Genomic DNA, 23,322 nt, shown 5'->3' with positions numbered 1-23,322 from the left:
CTGGCATTAGGGCAAGCCCCCTCCCACATTTGACTGTGTTCGCAATCCAATTGTGGGAGGGGCGGTGCGACGATTCGACTTGCCTGCGATGCGGCCCTCACAGCCAACAAAAAACCCGCCGGCCAAACTGGCCCAGCGGGTTTCTTGTTTTTGCATTCAGCGAATCAGAAATCCGCCAACTGCCACACTTCATAAGCCGGTGTCTCGTACGGATGGCTCAGCTTCAACGCAGCCACGGCAGCCATAATCAACTCATCCGCCACCACCAACTCCACCCTCCATTCCTCAACCACTTCAACCTGGCCCACCTGCCCGATAAACGGCTGGCTGCCGTCCAACGCGCGGAATTGGCCTTGGCCCAGCACTTGCCAGGCGCAGTTGTCGTAATCGCCGATGCGCCCGCCGCCGGCGGCGAAGACGGCGGTTTTCACCGTCTCCACGTGGCTGTCGGGCACAAAGAAGGCGAGCTTGTACACCGTCTTAGTTCACCCACACGCGGGCGTTGCGGAACATGCGCATCCACGCGCCGTCTTCGTTCCACTCTTCCGGGCGCCACGAGTTCTGCACGGCGCGGAATACACGCTCCGGGTGCGGCATCATGATGGTGACGCGACCGTCGCGGCTGGTGAGGCCGGTGATCCCGCGCGGCGAGCCGTTCGGGTTGGCCGGGTAGGTCTCGGTGACCTTGCCGTGGTTGTCGACGAAACGCAGGGCCACGGTGCCGGACAGGTCGGCTTCCAGCAGCGCTTCTTCGCTTTCGAACTCGGCATGGCCTTCACCGTGGGCGATAGCGATTGGCATGCGCGAACCGGCCATGCCTTGCAGGAAGATCGAGTTGGACTCTTGCACCTGCACCATGGCGACACGGGCTTCGAACTGCTCGGAACGGTTACGCACAAAGTGCGGCCAGAACTCGCTGCCCGGGATCAGTTCGCTGAGGTTGGACATCATCTGGCAACCGTTGCACACACCCAGGGTGAAGCTGTCGTTGCGCTCGAAGAAGCCCTGGAACGCGTCGCGGGCACGGCTGTTGAACAGGGCCGACTTGGCCCAGCCTTCACCGGCACCCAGTACGTCGCCGTAGGAGAAACCGCCGCACGCCACCAGGCCCTTGAACTCATTGAGGTCAACGCGACCGGCGAGGATGTCGCTCATGTGCACGTCGATCGCATTGAAGCCGGCACGGTCGAACGCCGCCGCCATTTCCACCTGGCCGTTGACGCCCTGCTCACGCAGTACGGCAACCTGTGGGCGGATGCCTTTCTTGATGTAAGGCGCGGCGATGTCCTGGTTGACGTCGAAGCTGAGCTTGGTGCTCAGGCCCGGGTTGTCTTCTTCCAGGATCACGTCGAATTCCTGTTCGGCGCACTCAACGTTGTCGCGCAGACGCTGGATCTGGTAGCTGGTCTCAGCCCACTGGCGCTGCAGCAGACGGCGCTGGCCTTCAAATACGGTGTCGCCGTTGAAGACGATGTCGATCTGGCCATTGTTGATCGGCTGGCCGATCACCGCCACGCAGTCGCCCAGGCCGGCGGCGCTGAACTGTGCGAGTACGTCCGGGGTAGCGTCCTGGCGAACCTGGATCACTGCGCCCAACTCTTCGTTGAACAGGATGCCGTTGATCTCGGATTTATCCTCGGCAACGCTGTCGAGCACGATGTTCAGGCCGCAGTGACCGGCGAAGGCCATTTCGACAACGCTGGTCAGCAAACCACCGTCGGAACGGTCGTGGTAGGCCAGCAGGTGGCCGTCGGCGTTGAGGCCCTGGATCACGGCGAAGAAGGCTTTGAGGTCTTCGGCGTCGTCGACGTCCGGCGCCTGCTTGGCGAGCTTGCCATGGGTTTGCGCCAGGATCGATGCGCCCATGCGGTTCTGGCCACGGCCCAGGTCGATCAGGATCAGGTCGGTGGTGCCCTTGTCCATGCGCAGTTGCGGGGTCAGGGTCTGGCGTACATCGGTGACCGGCGCAAAACCGGTGACGATCAGCGACAGCGGCGAAGTGACGCTCTTGTCGGTGCCGTCTTCGTTCCAACGGGTGGCCATGGACATGGAGTCCTTGCCCACCGGAATGGTGATGCCCAGCTCAGGGCACAGCTCCATACCCACGGCTTTAACCGTGTCGTACAGGCGCGCGTCTTCACCGGGGTGACCGGCAGCGGACATCCAGTTGGCCGACAGTTTGATGTCGGACAATTTACCGATGCGCGAAGCAGCGATGTTGGTGAGGGTTTCACCAATCGCCATGCGACCCGACGCCGGGGCGTCCAGCAGGGCCAGCGGGGTACGCTCGCCCATGGCCATGGCTTCACCGGTGTACACGTCGAAGCTGGTGGCGGTGACGGCAACGTCAGCCACCGGAACCTGCCATGGGCCGACCATTTGGTCACGGGCCACCAGGCCGGTGATGGTGCGGTCGCCGATGGTGATCAGGAAGCTTTTGCTGGCCACGGCTGGGTGGTGCAGCACGCGTTCGATGCTGTCGGCCAGGTCCAGCGTGCTTGGGTCGAAATCATCGCCCAGCTCGGTTTCACGCACGGCCGAACGGTGCATGCGCGGGGCTTTGCCCAGCAGCACTTCCAGCGGCATGTCCACCGGGCTGTTGCCGAAGTGGCTATCCGTAACAGTAAGCTGCGGCTCGGCGGTGGCTTCGCCGACCACGGCAAACGGGCAGCGCTCACGCTCGCAGATGGCCTGGAAACGTGCGAAGTCTTCAGCGCCGACGGCCAGAACGTAGCGTTCCTGGGATTCGTTGCTCCAGATTTCGTGCGGGGCCATGCCCGGCTCGTCGTTTGGAATGTTGCGCAGTTCGAAACGGCCACCACGGTCGCCATCGTTGACCAGTTCCGGGAAGGCGTTGGACAAACCACCGGCACCGACGTCGTGGATGAAGCTGATCGGGTTCTTGTCACCCAACTGCCAGCAACGGTCGATGACTTCCTGGCAGCGACGCTCCATCTCTGGGTTTTCGCGCTGTACGGAAGCAAAGTCCAGGTCCGCCGAGCTGGTGCCGGTGGCCATGGAGGAAGCGGCACCGCCGCCCAGGCCGATCAACATCGCCGGGCCGCCGAGCACGATCAGCTTGGAGCCGACCAGGATCTCGCCTTTCTTGACGTGTTCTTCACGGATGTTGCCCATGCCGCCGGCCAACATGATCGGCTTGTGGTAGCCGCGCACTTCATCGCCACGCGCGGTGGTGATGGATTGTTCGAAGGTACGGAAGTAGCCAGTCAGCGCCGGACGACCGAATTCGTTGTTGAACGCAGCGCCGCCCAGCGGGCCTTCGATCATGATGTCCAGCGCGTTGACGATGCGCTCAGGCTTGCCGTACGGCACTTCCCACGGCTGTTCAAAGCCCGGGATTTGCAGGTTGGACACGGTGAAACCGGTGAGGCCCGCCTTTGGCTTGGCGCCACGGCCGGTGGCGCCTTCGTCGCGGATCTCGCCGCCGGAACCGGTGGCTGCGCCCGGGAACGGGGCAATCGCGGTCGGGTGGTTGTGGGTCTCGACCTTCATCAGGATGTGCACCGGCTCCTGCACCGCGCCGTACTGGCGGGTCTCTGGGTCCGGGAAGAAGCGGCCGGCGACGGAGCCGACGATGACCGAAGCGTTGTCCTTATAAGCCGACAGAACGCCCTCGCTGTGCATCACGTAGGTGTTCTTGATCATGCCGAACAGGCTTTTTTCCTGGCTTTCGCCGTCGATGTCCCAACTGGCGTTGAAGATCTTGTGACGGCAGTGCTCGGAGTTGGCCTGGGCGAACATCATCAGTTCGATGTCGTGCGGGTTGCGCTTCAAGCCGTTGAAGGCGTTGACCAGGTAGTCGATCTCGTCTTCGGCCAGGGCCAGGCCCAGCTCGGTGTTGGCCTTCTCGAGGGCGGCGCGGCCACCGCCCAGCACGTCAATCGCGGTGAGCGGCTTGGGCTCGGCGTGGCTGAACAAGCCGGCAGCCTGTTCCAGCTGGCTGACGATGATCTGGGTCATGCGGTCGTGCAGGCTGCTGGCGATCAGCTCGGCCTCGGCCTCGCTGAACTGGCCGGCGACATAGAAGGCGATACCGCGCTCCAGGCGCTGAATGCTCGACAGGCCGCAGTTGCGGGCGATATCGCTGGCCTTGCTCGACCAGGGCGAGATGGTGCCGAACCGTGGCAGAACCAGGAACAAGCGGCCGGTCGGCTCTTGAACGGGAACGCTGGGACCGTACTTCAGAAGGCGTGCCAGCACTTGCTGTTCGTCGGCGGTCAATACGCCGGTAACGTCGGCGAAGTGAGCAAATTCAGCGTACAGGCCTGTAACAGCTGGAACCTTCTGGCTCAGTTGCTCAAGGAGTTTGCTGTGGCGAAAGGCAGAAAGGGCAGGAGCGCCGCGCAGGATCAACATCTTCGGGACAGCCTCGGGAAGGGGGTGTGCTTTGAGGCCGTGCATTCTAGCGTAAACCGCCGCCAACGGCACCCGAAACGGTACGGCTGGCTGCTGCCGAACGTCAGTTGGCTGGATTCCTCCCCTTTACAGACCTGCATCCGGGCATCCCACGCAGTTATTTTAACCGTCACAATCCTGCGCCAAGCCCCGTTTCTGCGGGCTGCAGCACAGTTTGCGCAGCGCTAGCAGACAAGTCCGCCTCTGTCGAGATATGGCGCCGTGGGCCGTTTGCGTATACTGCGCAGATGTTCTCCCCTACTGCTTTGCGCCCGCGATTCGCCAAATGGCTGATCGTAACCGGACTCTTCCTGATGCTCAGTGCCTGTGTTGATAAGCCCAGCACGCTCGAGCGAATCAAGGAGGATGGCGTATTGCGGGTGATTACCCGGAACAGCCCGGCCACGTATTTCCAGGACCGCAACGGCGAAACCGGTTTCGAGTATGAGCTGGTCAAGCGCTTTGCCGACGACCTGGGGGTAAAGCTCGAGATCGAGACCGCCGACAACCTCGACGACCTGTTCGGCCAGTTGGGCAAACCCAACGGCCCGGTCCTCGCCGCCGCCGGTCTGGTGAGCAGCGAGCAGCGCCTCAAAGAGGTGCGTTTCTCCCATCCGTACCTGGAAGTCACCCCGCAGATCATCTACCGCAATGGCCAGTCTCGCCCGACGAATGCGGCGGACCTGGTGGGCAAGAAGATCATGGTGCTCAAGGGCAGCACCCATGCCGAACAACTGGCAGCGCTGAAAAAGCAGAATCCTGCCATTGAATACGAAGAATCCGACGCCGTTGAAGTGGTCGACCTGCTGCGCATGGTGGACGAGGGCCAGATCGACCTGACCCTGGTGGACTCCAACGAAGTGGCGATGAACCAGGTGTACTTCCCCAACGTGCGCGTGGCGTTCGACCTGGGCGATGCCAGCAACCAGAGTTGGGCCGTGGCGGCAGGCGAAGACAACAGCCTGCTCAACGAGATCAACAGCTACCTGGACAAGGTCAAGAAGAACGGCACGTTGCAGCGTCTCAAAGACCGCTACTACGGGCATGTCGACGTGCTGGGTTATGTCGGCGCCTACACCTTCGCCCAGCATTTGCAGCAGCGCCTGCCCAAGTACGAGAAGCACTTCAAGACTTACGCCAAGGAAGAAAAAGTCGACTGGCGCCTGCTGGCGGCCATCGGCTATCAGGAATCGCTGTGGCAACCGGCGGTCACCTCCAAGACCGGCGTGCGCGGCCTAATGATGCTGACTCAGAACACCGCCCAGGCCATGGGTGTGTCCAACCGCCTGGACCCCAAGCAAAGCATCATGGGCGGCGCCAAGTACCTAGCCAAGATTAAGGATGAGCTGGACGACAGCATCGCCGAGCCGGATCGTACGTGGTTCGCTCTCGCCGCCTACAACGTCGGTTCCGGCCATCTGGACGATGCACGCACCCTGGCCAAGCGCGAAGGCCTGAACCCGAACAAGTGGCTGGACGTGAAGAAGATGCTGCCGCGCCTGTCGCAGAAGCAGTGGTACAGCAAGACTCGCTACGGTTATGCACGGGGCGGGGAGCCGGTGCACTTTGTGGCCAACATCCGCCGGTATTACGACATCCTGACCTGGGTGACCCAGCCGCAGTTGGAGGGTAACCAGGTGGTGGAAGGCAACCTGCATGTGCCGGGTGTGAACAAGACCAAGCCGCCGGAAGACAACCCACAGTTATAAGAACACCGCTGATCAAAATGTGGGAGGGGGCTTGCCCCCGATGAGGGAGTGTCAGTCACTGAATGAGTTGACTGATACACCGCTATCGGGGGCAAGCCCCCTCCCACATTTTCATCTCCACTTGGCTTAAAGGCCGGTGAGCAGATGCACCACGCCATCCGTCAGCAGCATCACCCCCGGCACACCCGCCACTTTTAACGCCTCCGCATCCAACTTCGCCACATCCCGCAACTGCACTCGCACCCGCGTCAGCGCCACCCGCTGCTGCGACTTGAGGTTTTCCGCCCCACCCAACGCATTCAGCACATCCGCCGACAACAAACCCGGCGCCGCGACGACCTCTTCCTTGATCAAATCCGGCGTCAGCGCCTTCCAGAACGCCTGCTGCAATTTCTCGAACATGCTCAAAGCTCCACAACAGATGAGGTTTCGACCGTCGCCGCGTGATACAGGCGCAAGGCCTCGCGAACCTGGGCGGCTTCTTCCAGGCCCAGCACCTGGCGGGCGATGAGTTGGCAATCCGCCAAATCCAGCTCACGCACGGTGGCCTTGATGGTGGGGATCAACGGCACGCTGACCGACAACTCATCCACCCCCAGCCCAAGCAACACCGGCACCGCCAGCGCTTCGGACGCCAGCGCACCGCACACGCCCACCCACTTGCCGTGAGCGTGGGCGGCCTTGACCGTGGTGGCGATCAAACGCAGGACGGCCGGGTGAAAGCTGTCTGCCTGACTCGCCAAACGCGGGTGATCGCGATCCATGGCCAGGGTGTATTGGGTCAGGTCGTTGGTGCCGATGGAGAAGAAGTCCACATGGGGCGCGAACACATCCGCCATCAACGCGGCCGACGGCACTTCGACCATGATGCCCAGTTTTGGCAACTCGTTAAGGCCGAAGGCCCGTGCTTCTTCCTCAAGAATCTTACGCGCCAGGTGCAGCTCAGAGAGCAGGCTGACCATTGGCAGCATGATATGCAACCGCGCCAACCTGGCACTGGCGAGGATCGCGCGGAACTGTTCACGCAGCAGCTGCGGGCGTTCCAGGCACAGGCGAATGCCGCGCAGACCCAGGAAAGGGTTGGTCTCGGCGTCCATCGGCACATAGGCCAACGGTTTGTCGCCACCGACGTCCAGGGTACGCACTACCAGGTTGCGCTCAGTGCCCAGGGCACGGGCGATGGCGGTGTAGGTGTCGGCTTGTTCCTCGGGGCTGGGGGCGCGATTGCGGTCCAGGTAGAGGAACTCGGAGCGCAGCAGGCCAACGCCCTCACCGCCGAGCGTCAGGGACTGCTCGACCTCTTGCAACGAGGCCACGTTGGCAGTGACTTCGACGTGATGGCCGTCGCGGGTGGTTGCCGGTAAAGCCACCTGCGCCAGGTCGTGCTGACGCCGCTGCACTTGCTGCTGGCGCGACGCTTCCAGTTGCTCGATCTCGGCCAGGTTCGGGTCCAGGTGCAGCTCGCCTTTATCGGCATCGAGCAGGACCTGCTTACCGTTCGCCAGCGCCAGCACGTGAGTCGACACACCGCACATGGCCGGCAAGCCCAGGGCACGGGCGAGGATGGCAACGTGGCTGGTCGCACCGCCGCCGACCGTGACAAAGCCCAGCACCTTGCGGGTATCCAGGCTGGCGGTTTGCGAGGGGGTCAGTTGTTCGGCAATCAGGATCGCGCGTTCGGGCAAATCCCAAGCGCTTTCTTGAATACCGAGGATCAGTTTCAGCACACGCTGGCCAACATCCGAAAGGTCCGCCGCCCGTTCGGCGATCAGGGCATTGCCCAGCCCCTGGAACAGCTTGACGGTGGCGACCGTGGCGCTGTTCCAGGCAAAGGCTGCGCTCTTGTCCTGGGCCAGCAGGCCATGGGCGTGCTCCAGCAGCGTCGGGTCTTCGAGCAATTCCTGGTGGGCACGGAAAATCTCGGCCTGGGCGCCCTTGCCTTGCAACGCTTGCAGCGCTTCGGTTGCGGCGTTTAGCGCATGTTCCAATGCAGCACGTTCGACCGCTTCGCCTGCGCCTTTTTCCGTGATGTTCAACTCGGGCTCAGCCACCTGAACCACCTGGCCAAACGCCGAACCCGGCGACGCACACACGCCCTTCAACACGGACGCCGACGGCACCGGCTCAACCACCGCCACCGCGACGTCCTCACCGCAACCTTGCGCCAACAGCGCAACCAATGCGCTGATCGCCGCGTCAGCATCCTCCCCCGCCGCGCTCACCTGTAAGGTATCGCCGTGAACCGTCTGCAGCGCCATGATCGCCACCAGGGATTTGGCGTTGGCGCTCTGGGTTTGTTTGTGCAGATAGATGCTCGCGTTGAAGCCTTTCGCCGCCTGGGCAAGCACCGCCGCCGGGCGGGCGTGCAAGCCGTTGGCATTGGGCAAGGTCAGTGGTTTGGAGAACAGCGCATCGCCTTCTTCCTCATCCACGGTGTCAACGGTTTCGCCTGGGGATAACCGCAACAGCGGCTGGCCGCTCTCCACCAGGTCGTTCGCCAGCACGGTGAACGGTTCGTCGCTGACCACCAGCATCAAGGTCAGCAGGCTGCGAGCATGAAGTGCCACGTAGTCAGCATCGAACTCGATCAGCGCTTGCCCGGCCTCAACCCGCTCGCCCTGCGCCACCAGGCGCGTGAAGCCCTCGCCTGCCAGGTTCACCGTGTCGAGGCCGATGTGCATCAGCACCTGTACCCCCTGGTCATCGGTGATGCTGACGGCATGCCCACTGTCCTGGATATTACTGACCACCCCGGCCAGTGGCGCGCAGAGGGTCTGCGAGGTGGGGTCGATGCACAGGCCATCGCCGATCACGCGGCTGGAAAACACTGGGTCGGGCACCTTGTCCAGCGCCAGCAGCACACCGGACAACGGTGCCAGCAGTTCCAGGGGTTGAGTTGTGGTCATGACTTCACCTGTTGTTGTGTTCTGTAAAAATCATTGGGTGGATGCAAATTCAAGGGTCACAGTGATCAAAGGTGGGAGGGGGCTTGCTCCCGATAGCGGGGGACCAATCACTGCATCTGTGTCTGATACACCGCCATCGGGAGCAAGCTCCCTCCCACAGTTATTTCCACCAGTATTCGACTTGCACACCCACATTCGACCCATGCCGCGCCGTGCCATACGACCCGGTATCGGACAACGCCGACCCCGCCGCCAGCTCATTCGCCGCGCGCTTGGCCGCTTCGTTCCAGCTCGCATAGGTGTAGTACAAGCGCACTTCCGGCCGTGCCCAGAAATCCGGCCCCTTGGGCGACCAGGTAGGCGCGAAGGTGAACTTGCTCAACTTGCGTGTGCCTCCGGTGGCATCGACTTGATCATGCCCAAGCTCGGCGACCAGTTTGAACTGCTCGCTGATGGCATACGCCGGGCGCACACCCAGCGACATCCAGGTCTGGTCCTGGCTGCCGGGGCGGATGTCTTTTTGATACACGGCTTCGATCTGACCACCGAAACGCGGGGTCACCTGCCAATCAAAAAACTCCACCGCGCGATAACTTTTGCTGCTCTTGTCCAGGAAGGTATCGCCGGTATAACCCAAGCCAGTGCCGGGGCCTTCGCCGTACTGCAAGGCGAACTTGTTCTTGCCGCCCAGAAAAGGGGTTTGCACATGCTGTGCGGTGAGCGCCCAACCGCTATGGGTGTCACGCCCGCCGGCTTTTTCGATGTAGCTCAAGCCCAGCTCCAGCTCCCCGCCGGGGTTGGCCTTGAAGCCCGCGACGTTGAAGTCGTGACGGGTGGCGTATTCCTTCTGGTACAGGTTGTCCTTGCGGGAAATCGCGTAGCTGTATTTGAGGTCGCCGATCAATACGTCCTCGATACCACCGCCCGTGGCGCTCTGGTTCCAGTAGTAGAAGTCGGAGATATGGATGTCGTTACGTTTGTAGTAACGCCGACCGGCCCAGATCGAGCCGCCATTGAGGCTGGGCAGGTTGGACCACTGCGCGTACATCTGCGGCATGCGTGCCGAGCCATTGTCTTCACCCTGGAATTTAAGGGCGCGGTCGTACTTGTTGTACAGCGACGCCATGGCATCGACGCTCAATACCGAGCCGTCATCGAGGGTCAGCAAGTCCTGGCGCAGCTCCAGTTCGGCGTACTGCTCGCATTCGTTGCCCAAGCGGTATTTGGATTGCGCCCCTGGCAGTTGGAAACATTGCTGCTTGCCACTGCCGGTGGAGGTGCCCGCGCCGCTGCGCAGGTAACCGGCGAACTCCAGGGCCTGAGCGGCAACAGGAGCGGTGAGGCACGAGGCAATGAGGCCCAGCTTTATTGTTGTTTTCATGAAGCACTCCGATATTTTTATTATGGTTTTTGAAGCGCCCCTGCACTCCCATACAGGGGTTCCCGCGGTTCTCAGTCCTTGAGGTGCAGCACAAACGATTCGTACGGGCGCAACACCACCGTGCTGCTGCGCAGCGGGCAGTCGGGGTAATTGCTGATCAGCAGGCGTTGCGCAATGGCGGTGCTGATGAGGTGATCGGGCAGTTGGATTTCGCACGGCGCGGCATAGAAATTGTTCAGCACCAGCAGCCGTTCGCCGTGGCCTTTGCGCAGGTAGGCCCAGACTTGCCTGTGGTCTGGCAGCAGTTCGCGATAAACACCGTCCTGGATCAGCGGTTCGTGACGGCGCAAAGCAATCAACGCGCGGTAGTGGTGCAGCACGGAGTCCGGGTCGTCCAACTGGCTTTCGACGTTGATCTGCCTGGCGTTGGCCGGAATACCGATCCACGGCTCGCCGCTGCTGAATCCGGCGTTGGCCCCGCTGCTCCACTGCATCGGCGTGCGCCCGTTGTCCCGCGACTTCTGTTTGATCGCCGCCATGCTCGACGCCTCGGACTCACCCGCGTCACGCTTGAGGCGCAAGATGTTCAACGTCTCTACATCTCGGTATTGCTCGATCTTGTCGAAGCCCGGATTGGTCATGCCCAGTTCTTCGCCCTGGTACACATAGGGCGTGCCCTGCAGAAAATGCAGCGCGGTGGCGAGCATCTTGGCGGAGACCACGCGGTGTTCGCCGTCATCCCCAAACCGCGAGACCACCCGTGGCTGGTCGTGGTTACACCAGAACAATGCGTTCCAGCCACCACCGGCCTGCATGCCCAGTTGCCAGTCGGAGAAAATCTGCTTGAGTTGCAGAAAGTCAAAGTCAGCCTGCACCCACTTTTGCAGGTTCGGGTAATCGACTTTCAGGTGATGAAAGTTGAAGGTCATCGACAGCTCCCTGGACTCCGGCCGCGAGTAGCGGATGCAGTGTTCAAGGCTGGTGGACGACATCTCGCCAACGTTGATCAGGTCATGCCCTTCGAAGACTTCGCGGTGCATTTCCTGCAAGTACTGATGCACGTTCGGGCCGTCGGTGTAGAAGCGTCGGCCGTCGGTGTTGTCTTCCGGAAAGTCGGCGGGCTTGGAGATCAGGTTGATCACGTCCAGGCGGAAACCGCCGACGCCTTTGTCGCGCCAGAAGCGCATCAACTTGAACACTTCGGCGCGCACCTGGGGGTTGTCCCAGTTCAGGTCGGCCTGGGTGTGGTCGAACAGGTGCAGGTAATACTGGCCGGTTTGCGCCTCGTATTCCCAGGCCGAGCCGCCGAACTTGGATTCCCAGTTGTTCGGCTGGTCGCGCCAGATGTAGAAGTCGCGGTACGGGTTGTCGAGGCTGCTGCGGGCTTGCTGGAACCACTCGTGCTCGATGGAGGTGTGGTTGACCACGATGTCGAGCATCAGCTTGATACCGCGCTTGGCCGCCTCGCTGATCAGCAGGTCGCAATCGGCCATGGTGCCGTAGCTGGGGTCGATGGCGTAGTAGTCGCTGATGTCGTAGCCGTTGTCCCGTTGCGGCGAGCGCAGGAACGGGGTGATCCACAGGCAGTCGACGCCCAGCCATTGCAGGTAGTCGAGTTTGTCGACGATGCCCAGCAAGTCACCGGTGGCGTTACCCGCGTGGCTGTGGAAGCTTTTTGGGTAGATCTGGTAGATCACCGAGTGTTGCCAGGTTTGCATGGGGATTCCTTCAATTAATGGTGTGCTGGCTGTGAGGGCCTCATCGGGGGCAAGCCCCCTCCCACATTTTGATTTGTGAACATATTCAAAGGTGGGAGAGGGCTTGCCCCCGATAGCGGTGGGTCAGGCAACCCTGTATCCAGGCCGAACAATCTTCATGCTCAATGCACAGGTCAAAACAAACGGCACCACCATCGCGACCACCATCCCAATCACAAAACTGGGGATGTACTGCGGGATGATCGAGATAAACCCGGGCAACCCACCCACACCGATGGCCGACGCCTGCACCTTGTTCAACGACAGGAAAATACTGCCCAGCGCCGAGCCCAGCAGCGCGGCATAAAACGGAAACTTGAAGCGCAGGTTCACGCCGAACATCGCCGGCTCCGTGATGCCGAAATACGCCGAGATCGCCGAGGTGGAGGCCATGCTTTTGTCCCGCGCATTGCGGGTCATGTAGAACACGCCGAGTGCGGCGCTGCCCTGGGCCAGGTTGGACATGACGATCATCGGCCAGATAAACGTGCCGCCCTGGGTAGAGATGAGTTGCAGGTCCACGGCGAGGAACATGTGGTGCATGCCGGTGATCACCAGCGGCGCATACAGCAGGCCGAAAATCGCCCCGCCCAGCATCGGTGCCAGGTCGAACAGAGTGACCACACCTTCGGTGATCAGGATGCCGAGGTGACGGGTCACCGGGCCGATAATCGCCAGCGCCAGCACGCCGGTGACGACGATGGTGGTGATGGGCACCACCAGCAGTTGAATCGCGTTGGGCACGCGCGCCCGCAGGTATTTTTCGATGACGCTCATCACATAGGCGGCCATCAGGATCGGCAGGATCTGCCCCTGGTAGCCGACTTTCTCGATCTTGAACCAGCCGAAAATATCGAAGTACGGCAGGCTCTGGCCGTCCAGCCCCGCCACTGCCTTGCCGTAGTTCCAGGCGTTGAGCAGGTCTGGGTGCACCAGCATCAGGCCGAGCACAATGCCGAGGATTTCACTGCCGCCAAAACGCTTGGCCGCCGACCAGCCCACCAGCGCCGGCAGGAACACAAACGAGGTGTTGGCCATCAGGTTGATCAGGCTCCACAGGCCATCCAGGTTCGGGTACGCCTCCAGCAGCGTCTTGCCCTCGATGAACATGCCCTTGGCGCCCATCAGGTTGTTCACGCCCATCAACAGGCCGGCGATGATCAGCGCGGGCAGGATCGGCATGAACACATCGGAGAACACCCGCACCAGGCGCTGCATGGCGTTGGTCTTGTCGGCGCCCTTCTTCTTCACGTCGGCGATGGTGGCGGCGGCAAGGCCGGTTTGCTCGCGCAGGGCGGCGTAGACCTTTTCCACTTCGCCGGGGCCGATCACCACTTGGAACAGGCCACCGGTAAAGAACGAGCCCTTGACCAGATCGACCTGGTTCAACGCGCCGCTGTTGACCCGGCTCGGGTCCTTGAGCGCCAGCCGCAGGCGCGTCACGCAGTGGGCGGCTTGCTCAAGGTTGTCGCTGCCCCCGAGGTGCTCGAGGATCTGGCGGGCGATATTGGAATAGTCGTGGCTCATGCTGGGTTTCCACTTTGGTTTTTTTATTGGGGGAACGAGGGCAAACGTACTCGTCTGTACGAGTTAAAGCAACAACTCGTCTGTACGAGTTACAAAAAGTTTATTCGGTGTAGGACCTGTTACCCCCTGGTCCAATGGACAAACCTCAGCCGGGCCACTAAGGTTCCTGCCTTGACCGCGCAGTTCACTTTCATCACGTCGGCACAGAGCCCTCCCCATGAGCAAATACAACCAGATCTATACGGATCTGCTTGCCAGCATCACCACTGAACGTCTGCAACGCGGCACGCGCCTTCCCTCCGAAACCGAATTGATGGACAGCTACCAGGCCAGCCGAGGCACGGTACGCCGGGCCATCGAGCAATTACAGGAGCGCGGGTTCGCGCAAAAGATCCACGGCAAGGGCACCTTCGTACTGTCGCCCAACCCAATCGAGTTCCAACTGGGCGGCATCGTCAGCTTTCACGAAACCCACGCCGACCTGGGCGATGACGTGCGCACCGAAGTGGTCGAATTCACCCAATTCCCGCTGGAAGGCTCACTGCTGCAACACATCGAAGCCGAACCAGGCACCCTGATCACCCGCATCAAACGGGTGCGACGCATCGGCGGCAAACGGGTGATCCTCGACATTAACCACTTCGTCGCCGACGTGATTCCAGGGCTGGACCAGGCGATTGCCGAACAGTCGATCTACGCGTTTATCGAGCAGACCCTGCAACTGCAAATCGCCTACGCCCAACGCACCATCGAAGCCCTGCCCCGCAGCAAGGACGACCAGGCGCACCTCGACCTCGATGGCCAAAGCCATGTGATCGTGGTGAGCAACCAGACGTTTTTGCAGGATGGGCGTCAGTTCGAGTACACCGAGTCGCGGCATACGTTGGACAAGTTTTACTTTTCGGATATTGCGCGGCGGTGAGCCACTGGGATTGTTTCAGGCGGGGTGGATCATCACCGTGATGCGGCGACGCTCGATCAGTTTGGCGTCGCCGCTGAACTTGTCGAAGGTCACCGTGGCGTCGGCGTTTTGCGCAGGGTTGGGCTTTAGCTCGATGACCTGATAACTCTTGCCTTCAGCGGCGCCAGGCTGAACCTTGACCGTGTCGACATCTGAAGGGCTTGCCACCCAACGTTCACCGGGACCGGTCGAGAGGTGTGCACTGTAGGTGCCACCGGCCACGCTGTGGAACGTGCAGCCATCGGCGGTTTCGGGTTGCGCTTCGCAATACGGCGCCTTGGCACCGGGGCGCAGCGGGTTGGGAATCGAGTAAGTCGCGCCTTCGTGAGCGGCGTGTTCGTGGGCACAGGCGGCGCCACTGCAGGCCAGCGCCAGCAGGCAAATCGAGAGTTTCTTTAACATTTCGAGCCTCTTTACATGAGCCAGGCAGCGCGTCGCCCTGCCTGGCGTTTAGCCGCAGATCAGCCTTCCAGGCCCGCGTCGGACTGGCCTTTGCGCAGGGTGAAATTCACTCCGATCGACAGCATCGGCTGTGGCGGATTCCACGCCGGTTTCGGTGCGCTCAACAGGTAGTAGGTAAGGCTTTCGCGCTTGCCGGCCAGCAGGTTGGCCAACAGCGTGCCAGTGGCGGTGCCACGCACGGTGCCCAGGCCGTTGCAGCCCAGTGCGCCGTAGACGTTTTCACGCAGCTCGCCGAAGAAGCCGGCACCGTTGCGGGTCATGGCCAGGCCGCCGCCCCAGGTATGTTCGAACGGCACATCCTTGAGCGTCGGGAAGCGACGTTCGAAGGAGAGACGGTGCGCTGCGCGGACTTTTTCCGGGTAGCCGGGCTTGGCGCGGCCGTCCGGGTTGAAGCTGAAACTGTTGCGCACCAGGATGCGGTTGTCATGGGTGCGACGCGACGTAGTGCCAAACGGATCCGCCGGGATCACACCCCAGAAGTCCTTGCCGCCGATGCTGGCCTGTTCGGCAGCGGTCAGTGGGCGAGTCAGGCTGCCATAGGTGAAGATCGGCAGCATGCGCCCTTCAAGAAAGCCGAAATACTGGCCGAAGGCGTTATTCGCCAGGATCAACTTGTCGGCAGTGATGCGCCCGGTGGCGTGGTGCAACACGGTTTTGACGCCGTAGTCCACGGCGGTGATCGGTGTGTCTTCGTAGAGCTTCACGTTGGCCGGCAGCGAGTCGGCCAGGCCTTTCACCAGTGCCGACGGCTGGACCAGCATGGTGCCCGGCGTGTAGAGCGCCTTGCGGTAGAACGACGTACCGATGTGGTCACGCAGCTCGTTGCCTTCGATGATCTCGCACGGCTGGCCGAGTTTTTCCAGGCCGCCACGGTAGGCGTTGAGCACCGCAATGCCCTTGTCTTCCACCGCCGCCTGGTATTTGCCGGAATGACGTAGCTGCGCCTCGACAATGTTGTGCTGCTCGACCTGATCACGCAGGATCGATTGGCCGCGCTGGTTCAGTTCCAACACGTGCTTGGCGATGGTTTGATCGCCGATGTAGTCCGGCGCGCCGATGTCGTGGGGCACATCGATCAGGAAACCGGCATTACGGCCAGAGGTGCCGAAACCGACTTGCTGGGCTTCCACCAGAATCACGTCATCGTCCGGGAAATTCAGCGCCAGCTGACGCGCCGCCGCCAAACCGGTAAAGCCGCCGCCGACCACTACCCACGGGGCTTTTGCGTCACCGATCAACGGCGCCTTTGGCTGGCGTAGACGGCTGGTATGGAACCAGCCTGGGCTGGAGTCGTCGGCGGGCAACGAGGCGATGCGATGCAACGATGACGGGTCGGCGGGCAGGCCGTCCGACAGCAACGACGCAGCACCACCGGCCGCGATGACGCCAGCGCCCACACCGGCGCCAATCAAGACATTTCTTCGTGAAACAGGCATGTTAATCCCACTCAATTCAAAGGGTTACATATAGAATAATATTTGTATACTCAATGTATTATTCTTCATGTGCGCCGTCAATCTCGTGGATAGCGTTGAAATTTGGATCTACGCTCCCAAAAGTTGATCAGGGGTGTTTGAAATAGCGCATTCCAGATGCACAAAACCCCGGCTCCAGGCCGGGGTTTTGTTATTCAGTGTCTGAGGCGACTCATAAAATCCCTGTGGTCAGTTCGCCACACCATCGCTTTTCCGAACACCAATCGCTTTGCGCTCACCCGTTGCCGAAACTTCATAAACGTTCATGACCCACGTGTCGGCGATCACGGTTTCGACCACGTAATTCTTCTGGGCTTGCGGCGTGAATTGCTGCGCAGCTGGCTGCGCCTTGTCGAACGGCGTAGGCAAGGGAATACCGTTGAAGGTAAACGGCTTGTCCTTGACCTCTCCTTGTACGTACACCGTTTTATCCACCTCGACCAACGTCGTGATGCTGTCAGTCCCCCCGGCGATTTTCTTCAGATACGCCGGTACGCGCTTGAAGTAGGCAGAGTCATAAACGCGCTCACCCGCGCTCACAAATCCGGCATTGGCATACCCGTAGGTGTAACTGACAGGACGATCGCCCTCGCCACCGATGGTACGGAAAGTCAGGCTGGCTTGATGGTCATTCATGGCCAGTAGAACCACCGGTTCTGAAGTAAGATCACCCGCCTTGCGGCTGCTGCAGCCGGTGATGACCAGCGCGAAGGTGATTGCGAGTGGCAATGCCAGATAAGTTTTCATTCGATCCCTGAACTGTATGTAAGAAGGCCTGTATTGAACCACTTACCGTACGAAAGTTCCTTGTACGCAGCAGCGCATTACCCTTTCACACGGCACCTGGCCCAGCTCTAAAAAGCCAAAAGCCCGCAATCATGCGGGCTTTTGGTGTGTAGCTAATGGATAACGGTCAATGCCGTCGGCCCATTATTCCCACTCAATCGTCGCCGGCGGCTTGCTCGACACGTCATACGTCACGCGCGAAATGCCTTCGATCTCATTGATGATACGGCCGCTGACAGTCTCCAGCAGTTCGTACGGCAGGTGTGCCCAACGAGCGGTCATGAAGTCGATGGTTTCTACGGCACGCAGGGCCACGACCCATGCGTAACGACGGCCATCGCCTACAACACCAACGGATTTGACCGGCTGGAATACCACGAACGCCTGGCTGACCTTGTGGTACCAGTCGGCCTTGCGCAGTTCTTCGATGAAGATGTGGTCGGCGCGACGCAGCAGGTCGGCGTATTCCTTCTTCACTTCACCGAGGATACGCACGCCCAGGCCCGGGCCCGGGAATGGGTGGCGGTAGACCATGTCGTACGGCAGGCCCAGCTCCAGGCCCAGACGGCGGACTTCGTCCTTGAACAGTTCGCGCAGCGGTTCTACCAGCTTGAGGTTCATTTCCTCAGGCAGGCCACCCACGTTGTGGTGGGACTTGATCACGTGGGCCTTGCCGCTCTTGGCGCCAGCCGACTCGATCACGTCGGGGTAAATAGTGCCCTGGGCGAGGTACTTGATGTTGTCCAGCTTGGTGGACTCGGCATCGAAGACGTCGATGAAGGTGCGACCGATGATCTTGCGCTTCTTCTCTGGGTCGGACTCGCCTGCCAGGTTGTTGAGGAACTGGTCCTCGGCGTTGGCGCGGATCACCTTGACGCCCATGTTCTCGGCGAACATGGCCATCACTTGCTCGCCTTCGTGCAGGCGCAGCAGGCCGTTGTCGACGAACACGCAGGTCAGTTGGTCGCCGATGGCTTTGTGCAGCAGTGCGGCAACAACCGAAGAGTCAACGCCGCCGGACAGGCCCAGCAGTACGTTGTCGGTGCCGACCTGGGCGCGAACTTGGGCGATGGCGTCTTCAGCGATTTTCGACGGGGTCCACAGGGCTTCACACTCGCAGATGTCGAGGATGAAACGCGACAGGATGCGGCCGCCTTGCTTGGTGTGGGTCACTTCCGGGTGGAACTGCACGCCGTAGTAACGACGCTCGTCACTGAACATGCCGGCGATCGGGCAGCTCGGCGTGCTAGCCAGGATGTGGAAGTCTTCCGGCATCTTGGTGACTTTGTCACCGTGGCTCATCCACACGTCGAGGCCAAACAGGCCGTCGGCGTCGATGTGGTCTTCGATGCCGTCCAGCAGGCGGCTCTTGCCGACCACGTCGACACGGGCATAACCGAATTCACGCAGCTCGGAACCTTCAACCTTGCCGCCCAGTTGCTCGGCCATGGTTTGCATGCCGTAGCAGATACCGAAGACGGGCACGCCCAGGTCGAATACGGCTTGTGGGCAGCGCGGGCTGTTGGCTTCGTGCACGGACTCGGGGCCACCGGCGAGGATGACGCCTTTCGGTGCGAATTCGCGGATCGCTTCGTCGTCCATGTCGAACGGATGCAGTTCGCAGTACACGCCGATTTCACGCACGCGGCGGGCGATCAGCTGGGTGTACTGGGAACCGAAGTCGAGGATCAGGATGCGGTGGGCGTGAATGTCGAGGGCCATGAAGTCAGTCTCGTCTAATGAATCAGAAACAACTCGGGGCTGAAAGAACAGCCCCGGTTACTTAACGTTTTGCTGGAAGCATCAACCTACGCGGTAGTTTGGCGCTTCCTTGGTGATCTGCACGTCATGGACATGGGATTCAGCCATGCCGGCGCCGGTGATCCGTACGAACTCTGGCTGGGTGCGCATTTCTTCGATGTTGGCGCTACCGGTGTAGCCCATCGAGGAACGCAGGCCGCCCATCAGTTGATGGATGATCGCGCTCAGGGTGCCTTTATAAGGCACGCGGCCTTCGATGCCTTCCGGAACGAGCTTCTCGGCGCCTGCCGAGGAGTCCTGGAAGTAGCGGTCGGAGGAACCTTGTGCCTGGGACATGGCGCCCAGCGAACCCATGCCGCGGTAAGCCTTGTAGGAACGGCCCTGGAACAGTTCGATCTCACCCGGCGCTTCTTCGGTACCGGCGAACATCGAACCCATCATCACGCAGGAAGCACCGGCCACGATGGCCTTGGACAGGTCACCGGAGAAACGGATGCCGCCGTCGGCGATCAACGGAACACCAGTGCCTTCAAGGGCAGCGGCGACGTTGGCGATGGCGCTGATTTGCGGCACGCCCACACCGGCGACGATACGGGTGGTGCAGATCGAGCCAGGGCCGATACCGACCTTGACCGCATCCGCGCCCGCTTCGGCCAGGGCCTTGGCCGCTGCGCCAGTAGCGATGTTGCCGCCGATCACTTGTACTTCAGGGAAATTCTCTTTGACCCAACGCACACGGTCGATCACGCCTTTGGAGTGACCGTGGGCAGTGTCGACCACCACCACGTCAACACCGGCAGCGACCAGGGCCGAAACGCGGTCGCCGGTGTCTTTACCGGTGCCGACCGCAGCGCCTACGCGCAGACGACCTTGGTCATCCTTGCTGGCCAGCGGGTAAGCCTTGGCTTTCTCGATGTCGTTGACGGTCATCATGCCTTTGAGGGCGAATTTATCGTCGACGATCAGCACGCGCTCGATGCGGTGCTTGTGCAGCAACTCGCGCACATCGTTCTTGTCGGCGCCTTCCTTGACAGTGACCAGGCGCTCTTTCGGCGTCATCACTTCACGGACGGTGACTTCAAGACGGTTTTCGAAACGCACGTCACGGGAAGTGACGATGCCGACCAGGTCGCCATCGTGCAGCACCGGAACACCGGAGATGTTGTGCAGGCGAGTCAGGTCGAACAGGTCACGCACGGTGGCGTCGGCTTCGATAGTGATGGGGTCTTTGACCACACCGGCTTCGTAACGCTTGACCTTGCGCACTTCGGCAGCTTGCTGCTCGATAGTCATGTTCTTGTGGATGATGCCGATGCCGCCTTCCTGAGCCATGGCAATTGCCAAACGGGCTTCGGTGACGGTGTCCATGGCAGCGGAAACCAGTGGAATATTCAGCTCGATGCCACGGGTTAGGCGGGTCTTGAGACTGACTTCGTTAGGAAGCACCTCGGAATAACCGGGCACTAGGAGAATGTCGTCGAATGTCAGAGCTTCTTGGCTGATACGCAGCATCGCGGGGGCTCCCGAGCGGGAAAATGGAAGCGCGCCATTATATACATGCACCCCGTCTGGCTCAATGTAAAACTCTGACAAACTTGGTAATACTGATAGATGGATGTTGATTGTTCCCACGCTCTGCGTGGGAACACATCCTGCGACGCTCCGCGTCGCGACCTTAAGAGCGGACGCGGAGCGTCCAGGGCGGCGTTCCCACGCGGAGCGTGGGAACGATCAAAGTTCGACTTTGACCCAGCTCATCTTCTGGTCCAGCCAATCGGCGAATTCATCGATAAAACTCTGCTTGAACCCCGCTTCTGCCCAGTTATTGAAGATAAAGCCCAGGTTGGAAAACCCGCATTCCTGCAAGAACAGAAAGCCGTTGATGTCATCTTCATGCCCACACAGCGGGCAGGTGAAGTTGTCGGTGTGGCCGGGCATCCAGTCTTCCAGGCTTTCGAACAGCGCTTCGCCGACTTCCCTGCGGCATTCCGGACAGCCGGCTTCTTCGAGAAAGCCTTTGGCCGGGGTGTAGATGCAGCGCTTGTAGATGATCTCCAGGCCATTGATCGGCTCATTGAACGGCAGCGCCTGCGGGTGCAGCACCACGGCGCGGGCGCCATCGGCCAGGGCGTAGCCCATGCGGTTGCCGGTTCGGCCACAGGTGGTGAGTTCTTCCTTGATGATGTTCTTGCGCACCAGCCAACGCACGATGGCACGGGCGCGAGGCTCGTGGACGGGCAAGGTGGAGATTTTCGGGACAAGGATGCTTTGGGAGTTCATGGGAGTCCTGCGGTGTGGCTACTGGCGTCATCGGGGGCAAGCCCCCTCCCACACTTGAAGGTGTTCACAATTCAAATGTGGGAGGGGGCTTGCCCCCGATAAGGCCCTAAAGGCAGGCAGCTTAATCCCTGAAGGAATCAGGTCAAGTACTCAAATACCGCCCAATCAGCGCAAGCCCACTGGCCAACACCAGCCACGTCACCAACCGCACAAACGCCTCCCGCGACATCCGCATGGTCAGCCGGCGCCCACACCACAACCCCAGGGCCATCGCCGGCAACAGGCACACCGCCAACATCAACAACGGCCCATCTGCATACACCCCGGCAATCAGGAACAGGCTCAGGCGCACCACCGTGCTGCAACTGATCAACGCACTTTGCGTGGCCCGCGCCGCGTCCTTGGGCAGGCGACTGTTCAGATAGATCGCATATAAAAAGCCGCCACTGCCAAACAACGCACCAAACAGTCCGCCCACCGTGCCCATGGGAATCGACCAGCCCGCCGCCAACTGCGTTGGCCGCGCTTTTACCGCCAAGCTGTAGATCGCGTAGGCGCTGATAAACAGCCCCATCAACAACAGCAACAGGTCGGAATGCAGGTTGAGCAAAAACACGACGCCGAGGGTGCAACCAATCGCCATGCACGGCAGCAAGCGCAGCAGCTCCGGCTTGTTCACCTCCCGCCGCGATTGCAGCAGGTTGCCGAACGCCGCGACAAAATCCAGCAGCACCAACAACGGGATGATTTTCGACAGCGGCATAAACAGGATCAGCAGCGGCCCCGCCACCAACGCCGTACCAAAACCGGCGATGCCGAACACGATATACGCCACCACCACACCCAGACCGATCACCAGCCAATCCACACCGCCAAACGACCACTGGTTCATCAGCTCAACCGGGCTCATGGGTTATTCCTTGAAAGAGATGATGTTCACTTTAGCCATCCGTGAGTGTTGCGACTAATATCTTCAAAGCTCTCTACCCATCTCGAAAAGGCATGACATGTGATCTCCACCCGCCAACTGCGCTACTTCGTCGAAATTGCCGACAGCGGCAGTTTCAGTGCCGCCGCCGAGCGTCTGTTTGTGGCGCAATCGGCGTTGAGCCGGCAGATCAAGGAACTGGAAGCCCAACTGCAAACGCCACTGTTCGAACGCACCGCGCGCCAACCCCGGCTGACGGCGGCGGGCGAAGCCTTCTACCCTCGGGCGCGCAACGTGTTGAGTGAGCTGCTCAAGGCCAGCGAGATGACCACGCAAATCGGCAACGGCCAACGCGGTACTCTGCGCCTCAGCCATTCGAGCACCGTGCCGATGAGCGGACCGTTGCTGCGGGGCATCGGCGCCTGGCTGGAGCGCTGTCCGGGTGTGTCGATGGATATCGTCAAACTGTCTTCCGAGGCGCAGTTGGAGGAAATCGCCGATGGGCGCCTGGAGGTTGGGCTGCTGCGCTTGCCGGTATTGCGCCAGCGCGAGGGTGTGCGGGTAGTGCCTTTATATAGCGAGCCGCTGTTTTTGGCGGTCCCGCCGAAGCATCCGCTGGCGAACCGTGATGCTCCGATAGAACTGGCACAGCTCAAGGACGAAGCGTTTATCTCCATCCCGCATCCCCAGCGCGGTGGCCTGAGTTATCTGTCGGCCGAGTTGTGCATGCGTGCGGGATTTTTCCCCAAGGCCGCACGAGTGATGTCACGCAAGACCACCCAGCTGCAACTGATCCAGGCCGGCTTCGGTATTGCCTTGTTACCAAAGTCCATGCAGGACATTTCGCCTGTCGGCGTGCGCTTTTTACCCTTGGCGGACCCGGATTGCCTCAGCACAGTGGCCCTGGCCTGTCAGCAAACGCCAAGCGCGCTGGTGGAGCAGTTCTGTCAAACCCTGCACGAATGCCTATAAA

Annotated in this window: 17 protein-coding genes; 3 read left to right on the top strand and 14 right to left on the bottom strand. The window is 60.9% G+C overall.

Annotated features, from left to right (window positions below):
- Nucleotides 1-164 precede the first annotated feature (164 nt).
- The gene (locus DYL61_RS20700) at nt 165-476 is read right to left on the bottom strand and encodes a YqfO family protein (protein WP_135309869.1); all 312 of its coding nucleotides are present in this window, start codon (nt 474-476) and stop codon (nt 165-167) included.
- A gap of 4 nt (nt 477-480) precedes the next feature.
- Nucleotides 481-4,377, bottom strand: coding sequence for a phosphoribosylformylglycinamidine synthase (gene purL, locus DYL61_RS20695; protein ID WP_135309868.1), 3,897 nt, complete (start codon nt 4,375-4,377; stop codon nt 481-483).
- Between the two features lie 287 nt (nt 4,378-4,664).
- Between purL and mltF the strand changes: the two genes are divergently transcribed.
- Nucleotides 4,665-6,125 (top strand): membrane-bound lytic murein transglycosylase MltF, encoded by a 1,461-nt coding sequence (gene mltF, locus DYL61_RS20690; protein WP_135309867.1) that lies wholly within the window; start codon nt 4,665-4,667, stop codon nt 6,123-6,125.
- Between the two features lie 126 nt (nt 6,126-6,251).
- On the opposite strand, the gene DYL61_RS20685 is transcribed toward mltF, so the two are convergent.
- From DYL61_RS20685 to treP, 5 genes are all read right to left on the bottom strand, one after another.
- Nucleotides 6,252-6,527: a PTS sugar transporter subunit IIB gene (locus DYL61_RS20685; RefSeq protein WP_135309866.1), complete on the bottom strand. Its 276-nt coding sequence runs from the start codon at nt 6,525-6,527 to the stop codon at nt 6,252-6,254.
- A gap of 2 nt (nt 6,528-6,529) precedes the next feature.
- Nucleotides 6,530-9,031, bottom strand: a complete 2,502-nt coding sequence (gene ptsP, locus DYL61_RS20680) for a phosphoenolpyruvate--protein phosphotransferase (protein ID WP_135309865.1) — start codon at nt 9,029-9,031, stop codon at nt 6,530-6,532.
- A 160-nt stretch (nt 9,032-9,191) separates the two neighbouring features.
- Nucleotides 9,192-10,412: a maltoporin gene (locus DYL61_RS20675; protein WP_135309864.1), complete on the bottom strand. Its 1,221-nt coding sequence runs from the start codon at nt 10,410-10,412 to the stop codon at nt 9,192-9,194.
- Nucleotides 10,413-10,483: 71 nt separating this feature from the next.
- Nucleotides 10,484-12,130 (bottom strand): alpha,alpha-phosphotrehalase, encoded by a 1,647-nt coding sequence (gene treC / locus DYL61_RS20670; protein ID WP_135309863.1) that lies wholly within the window; start codon nt 12,128-12,130, stop codon nt 10,484-10,486.
- 123 nt (nt 12,131-12,253) lie between these two features.
- Nucleotides 12,254-13,696, bottom strand: a complete 1,443-nt coding sequence (gene treP, locus DYL61_RS20665; RefSeq protein WP_135309862.1) for a PTS system trehalose-specific EIIBC component — start codon at nt 13,694-13,696, stop codon at nt 12,254-12,256.
- Between the two features lie 217 nt (nt 13,697-13,913).
- Between treP and treR the strand changes: the two genes are divergently transcribed.
- A complete protein-coding gene (treR, locus tag DYL61_RS20660; RefSeq protein WP_135309861.1) occupies nt 13,914-14,618 on the top strand; it encodes a trehalose operon repressor in 705 nt (234 codons plus the stop codon).
- Nucleotides 14,619-14,633: 15 nt separating this feature from the next.
- Here the strand turns inward: treR and DYL61_RS20655 are convergent, their stop codons facing one another.
- The 7 genes from DYL61_RS20655 to DYL61_RS20620 all read right to left on the bottom strand — a co-directional run bounded on the left by DYL61_RS20655 (nt 14,634) and on the right by DYL61_RS20620 (nt 22,331).
- The gene (locus DYL61_RS20655; RefSeq protein WP_135309860.1) at nt 14,634-15,059 is read right to left on the bottom strand and encodes a hypothetical protein; all 426 of its coding nucleotides are present in this window, start codon (nt 15,057-15,059) and stop codon (nt 14,634-14,636) included.
- Nucleotides 15,060-15,118: 59 nt separating this feature from the next.
- Nucleotides 15,119-16,441 carry an NAD(P)/FAD-dependent oxidoreductase gene (locus tag DYL61_RS20650; RefSeq protein WP_202978041.1) on the bottom strand — a complete coding sequence of 441 codons (1,323 nt, stop codon included), beginning with the start codon at nt 16,439-16,441 and terminating at the stop codon, nt 15,119-15,121.
- Between the two features lie 342 nt (nt 16,442-16,783).
- Nucleotides 16,784-17,341, bottom strand: a complete 558-nt coding sequence (locus DYL61_RS20645) for a hypothetical protein (protein ID WP_135309858.1) — start codon at nt 17,339-17,341, stop codon at nt 16,784-16,786.
- A gap of 183 nt (nt 17,342-17,524) precedes the next feature.
- On the bottom strand, nt 17,525-19,102 hold the full coding sequence (gene guaA, locus DYL61_RS20640; RefSeq protein ID WP_003193997.1) for a glutamine-hydrolyzing GMP synthase: 1,578 nt from the start codon (nt 19,100-19,102) through the stop codon (nt 17,525-17,527).
- A gap of 81 nt (nt 19,103-19,183) precedes the next feature.
- Nucleotides 19,184-20,653 (bottom strand): IMP dehydrogenase, encoded by a 1,470-nt coding sequence (guaB, locus tag DYL61_RS20635; protein WP_105695289.1) that lies wholly within the window; start codon nt 20,651-20,653, stop codon nt 19,184-19,186.
- Between the two features lie 219 nt (nt 20,654-20,872).
- On the bottom strand, nt 20,873-21,421 hold the full coding sequence (locus tag DYL61_RS20625) for a sugar ABC transporter ATPase (RefSeq protein ID WP_135309857.1): 549 nt from the start codon (nt 21,419-21,421) through the stop codon (nt 20,873-20,875).
- Nucleotides 21,422-21,563: 142 nt separating this feature from the next.
- The gene (locus DYL61_RS20620) at nt 21,564-22,331 is read right to left on the bottom strand and encodes a sulfite exporter TauE/SafE family protein (RefSeq protein WP_135309856.1); all 768 of its coding nucleotides are present in this window, start codon (nt 22,329-22,331) and stop codon (nt 21,564-21,566) included.
- A 99-nt stretch (nt 22,332-22,430) separates the two neighbouring features.
- Here DYL61_RS20620 and DYL61_RS20615 point away from each other — a divergent pair, with 99 nt between their 5' ends.
- Complete coding sequence (locus tag DYL61_RS20615; protein ID WP_135309855.1) at nt 22,431-23,321, top strand: LysR family transcriptional regulator; 891 nt, start codon at nt 22,431-22,433, stop codon at nt 23,319-23,321.
- Nucleotide 23,322 lies beyond the last annotated feature (1 nt).

This window comes from Pseudomonas nabeulensis, assembly GCF_004682045.1.
In the GTDB taxonomy this organism is placed as follows: domain Bacteria; phylum Pseudomonadota; class Gammaproteobacteria; order Pseudomonadales; family Pseudomonadaceae; genus Aquipseudomonas; species Aquipseudomonas nabeulensis.
This window is presented reverse-complemented; position numbering and strand designations above follow the sequence as displayed.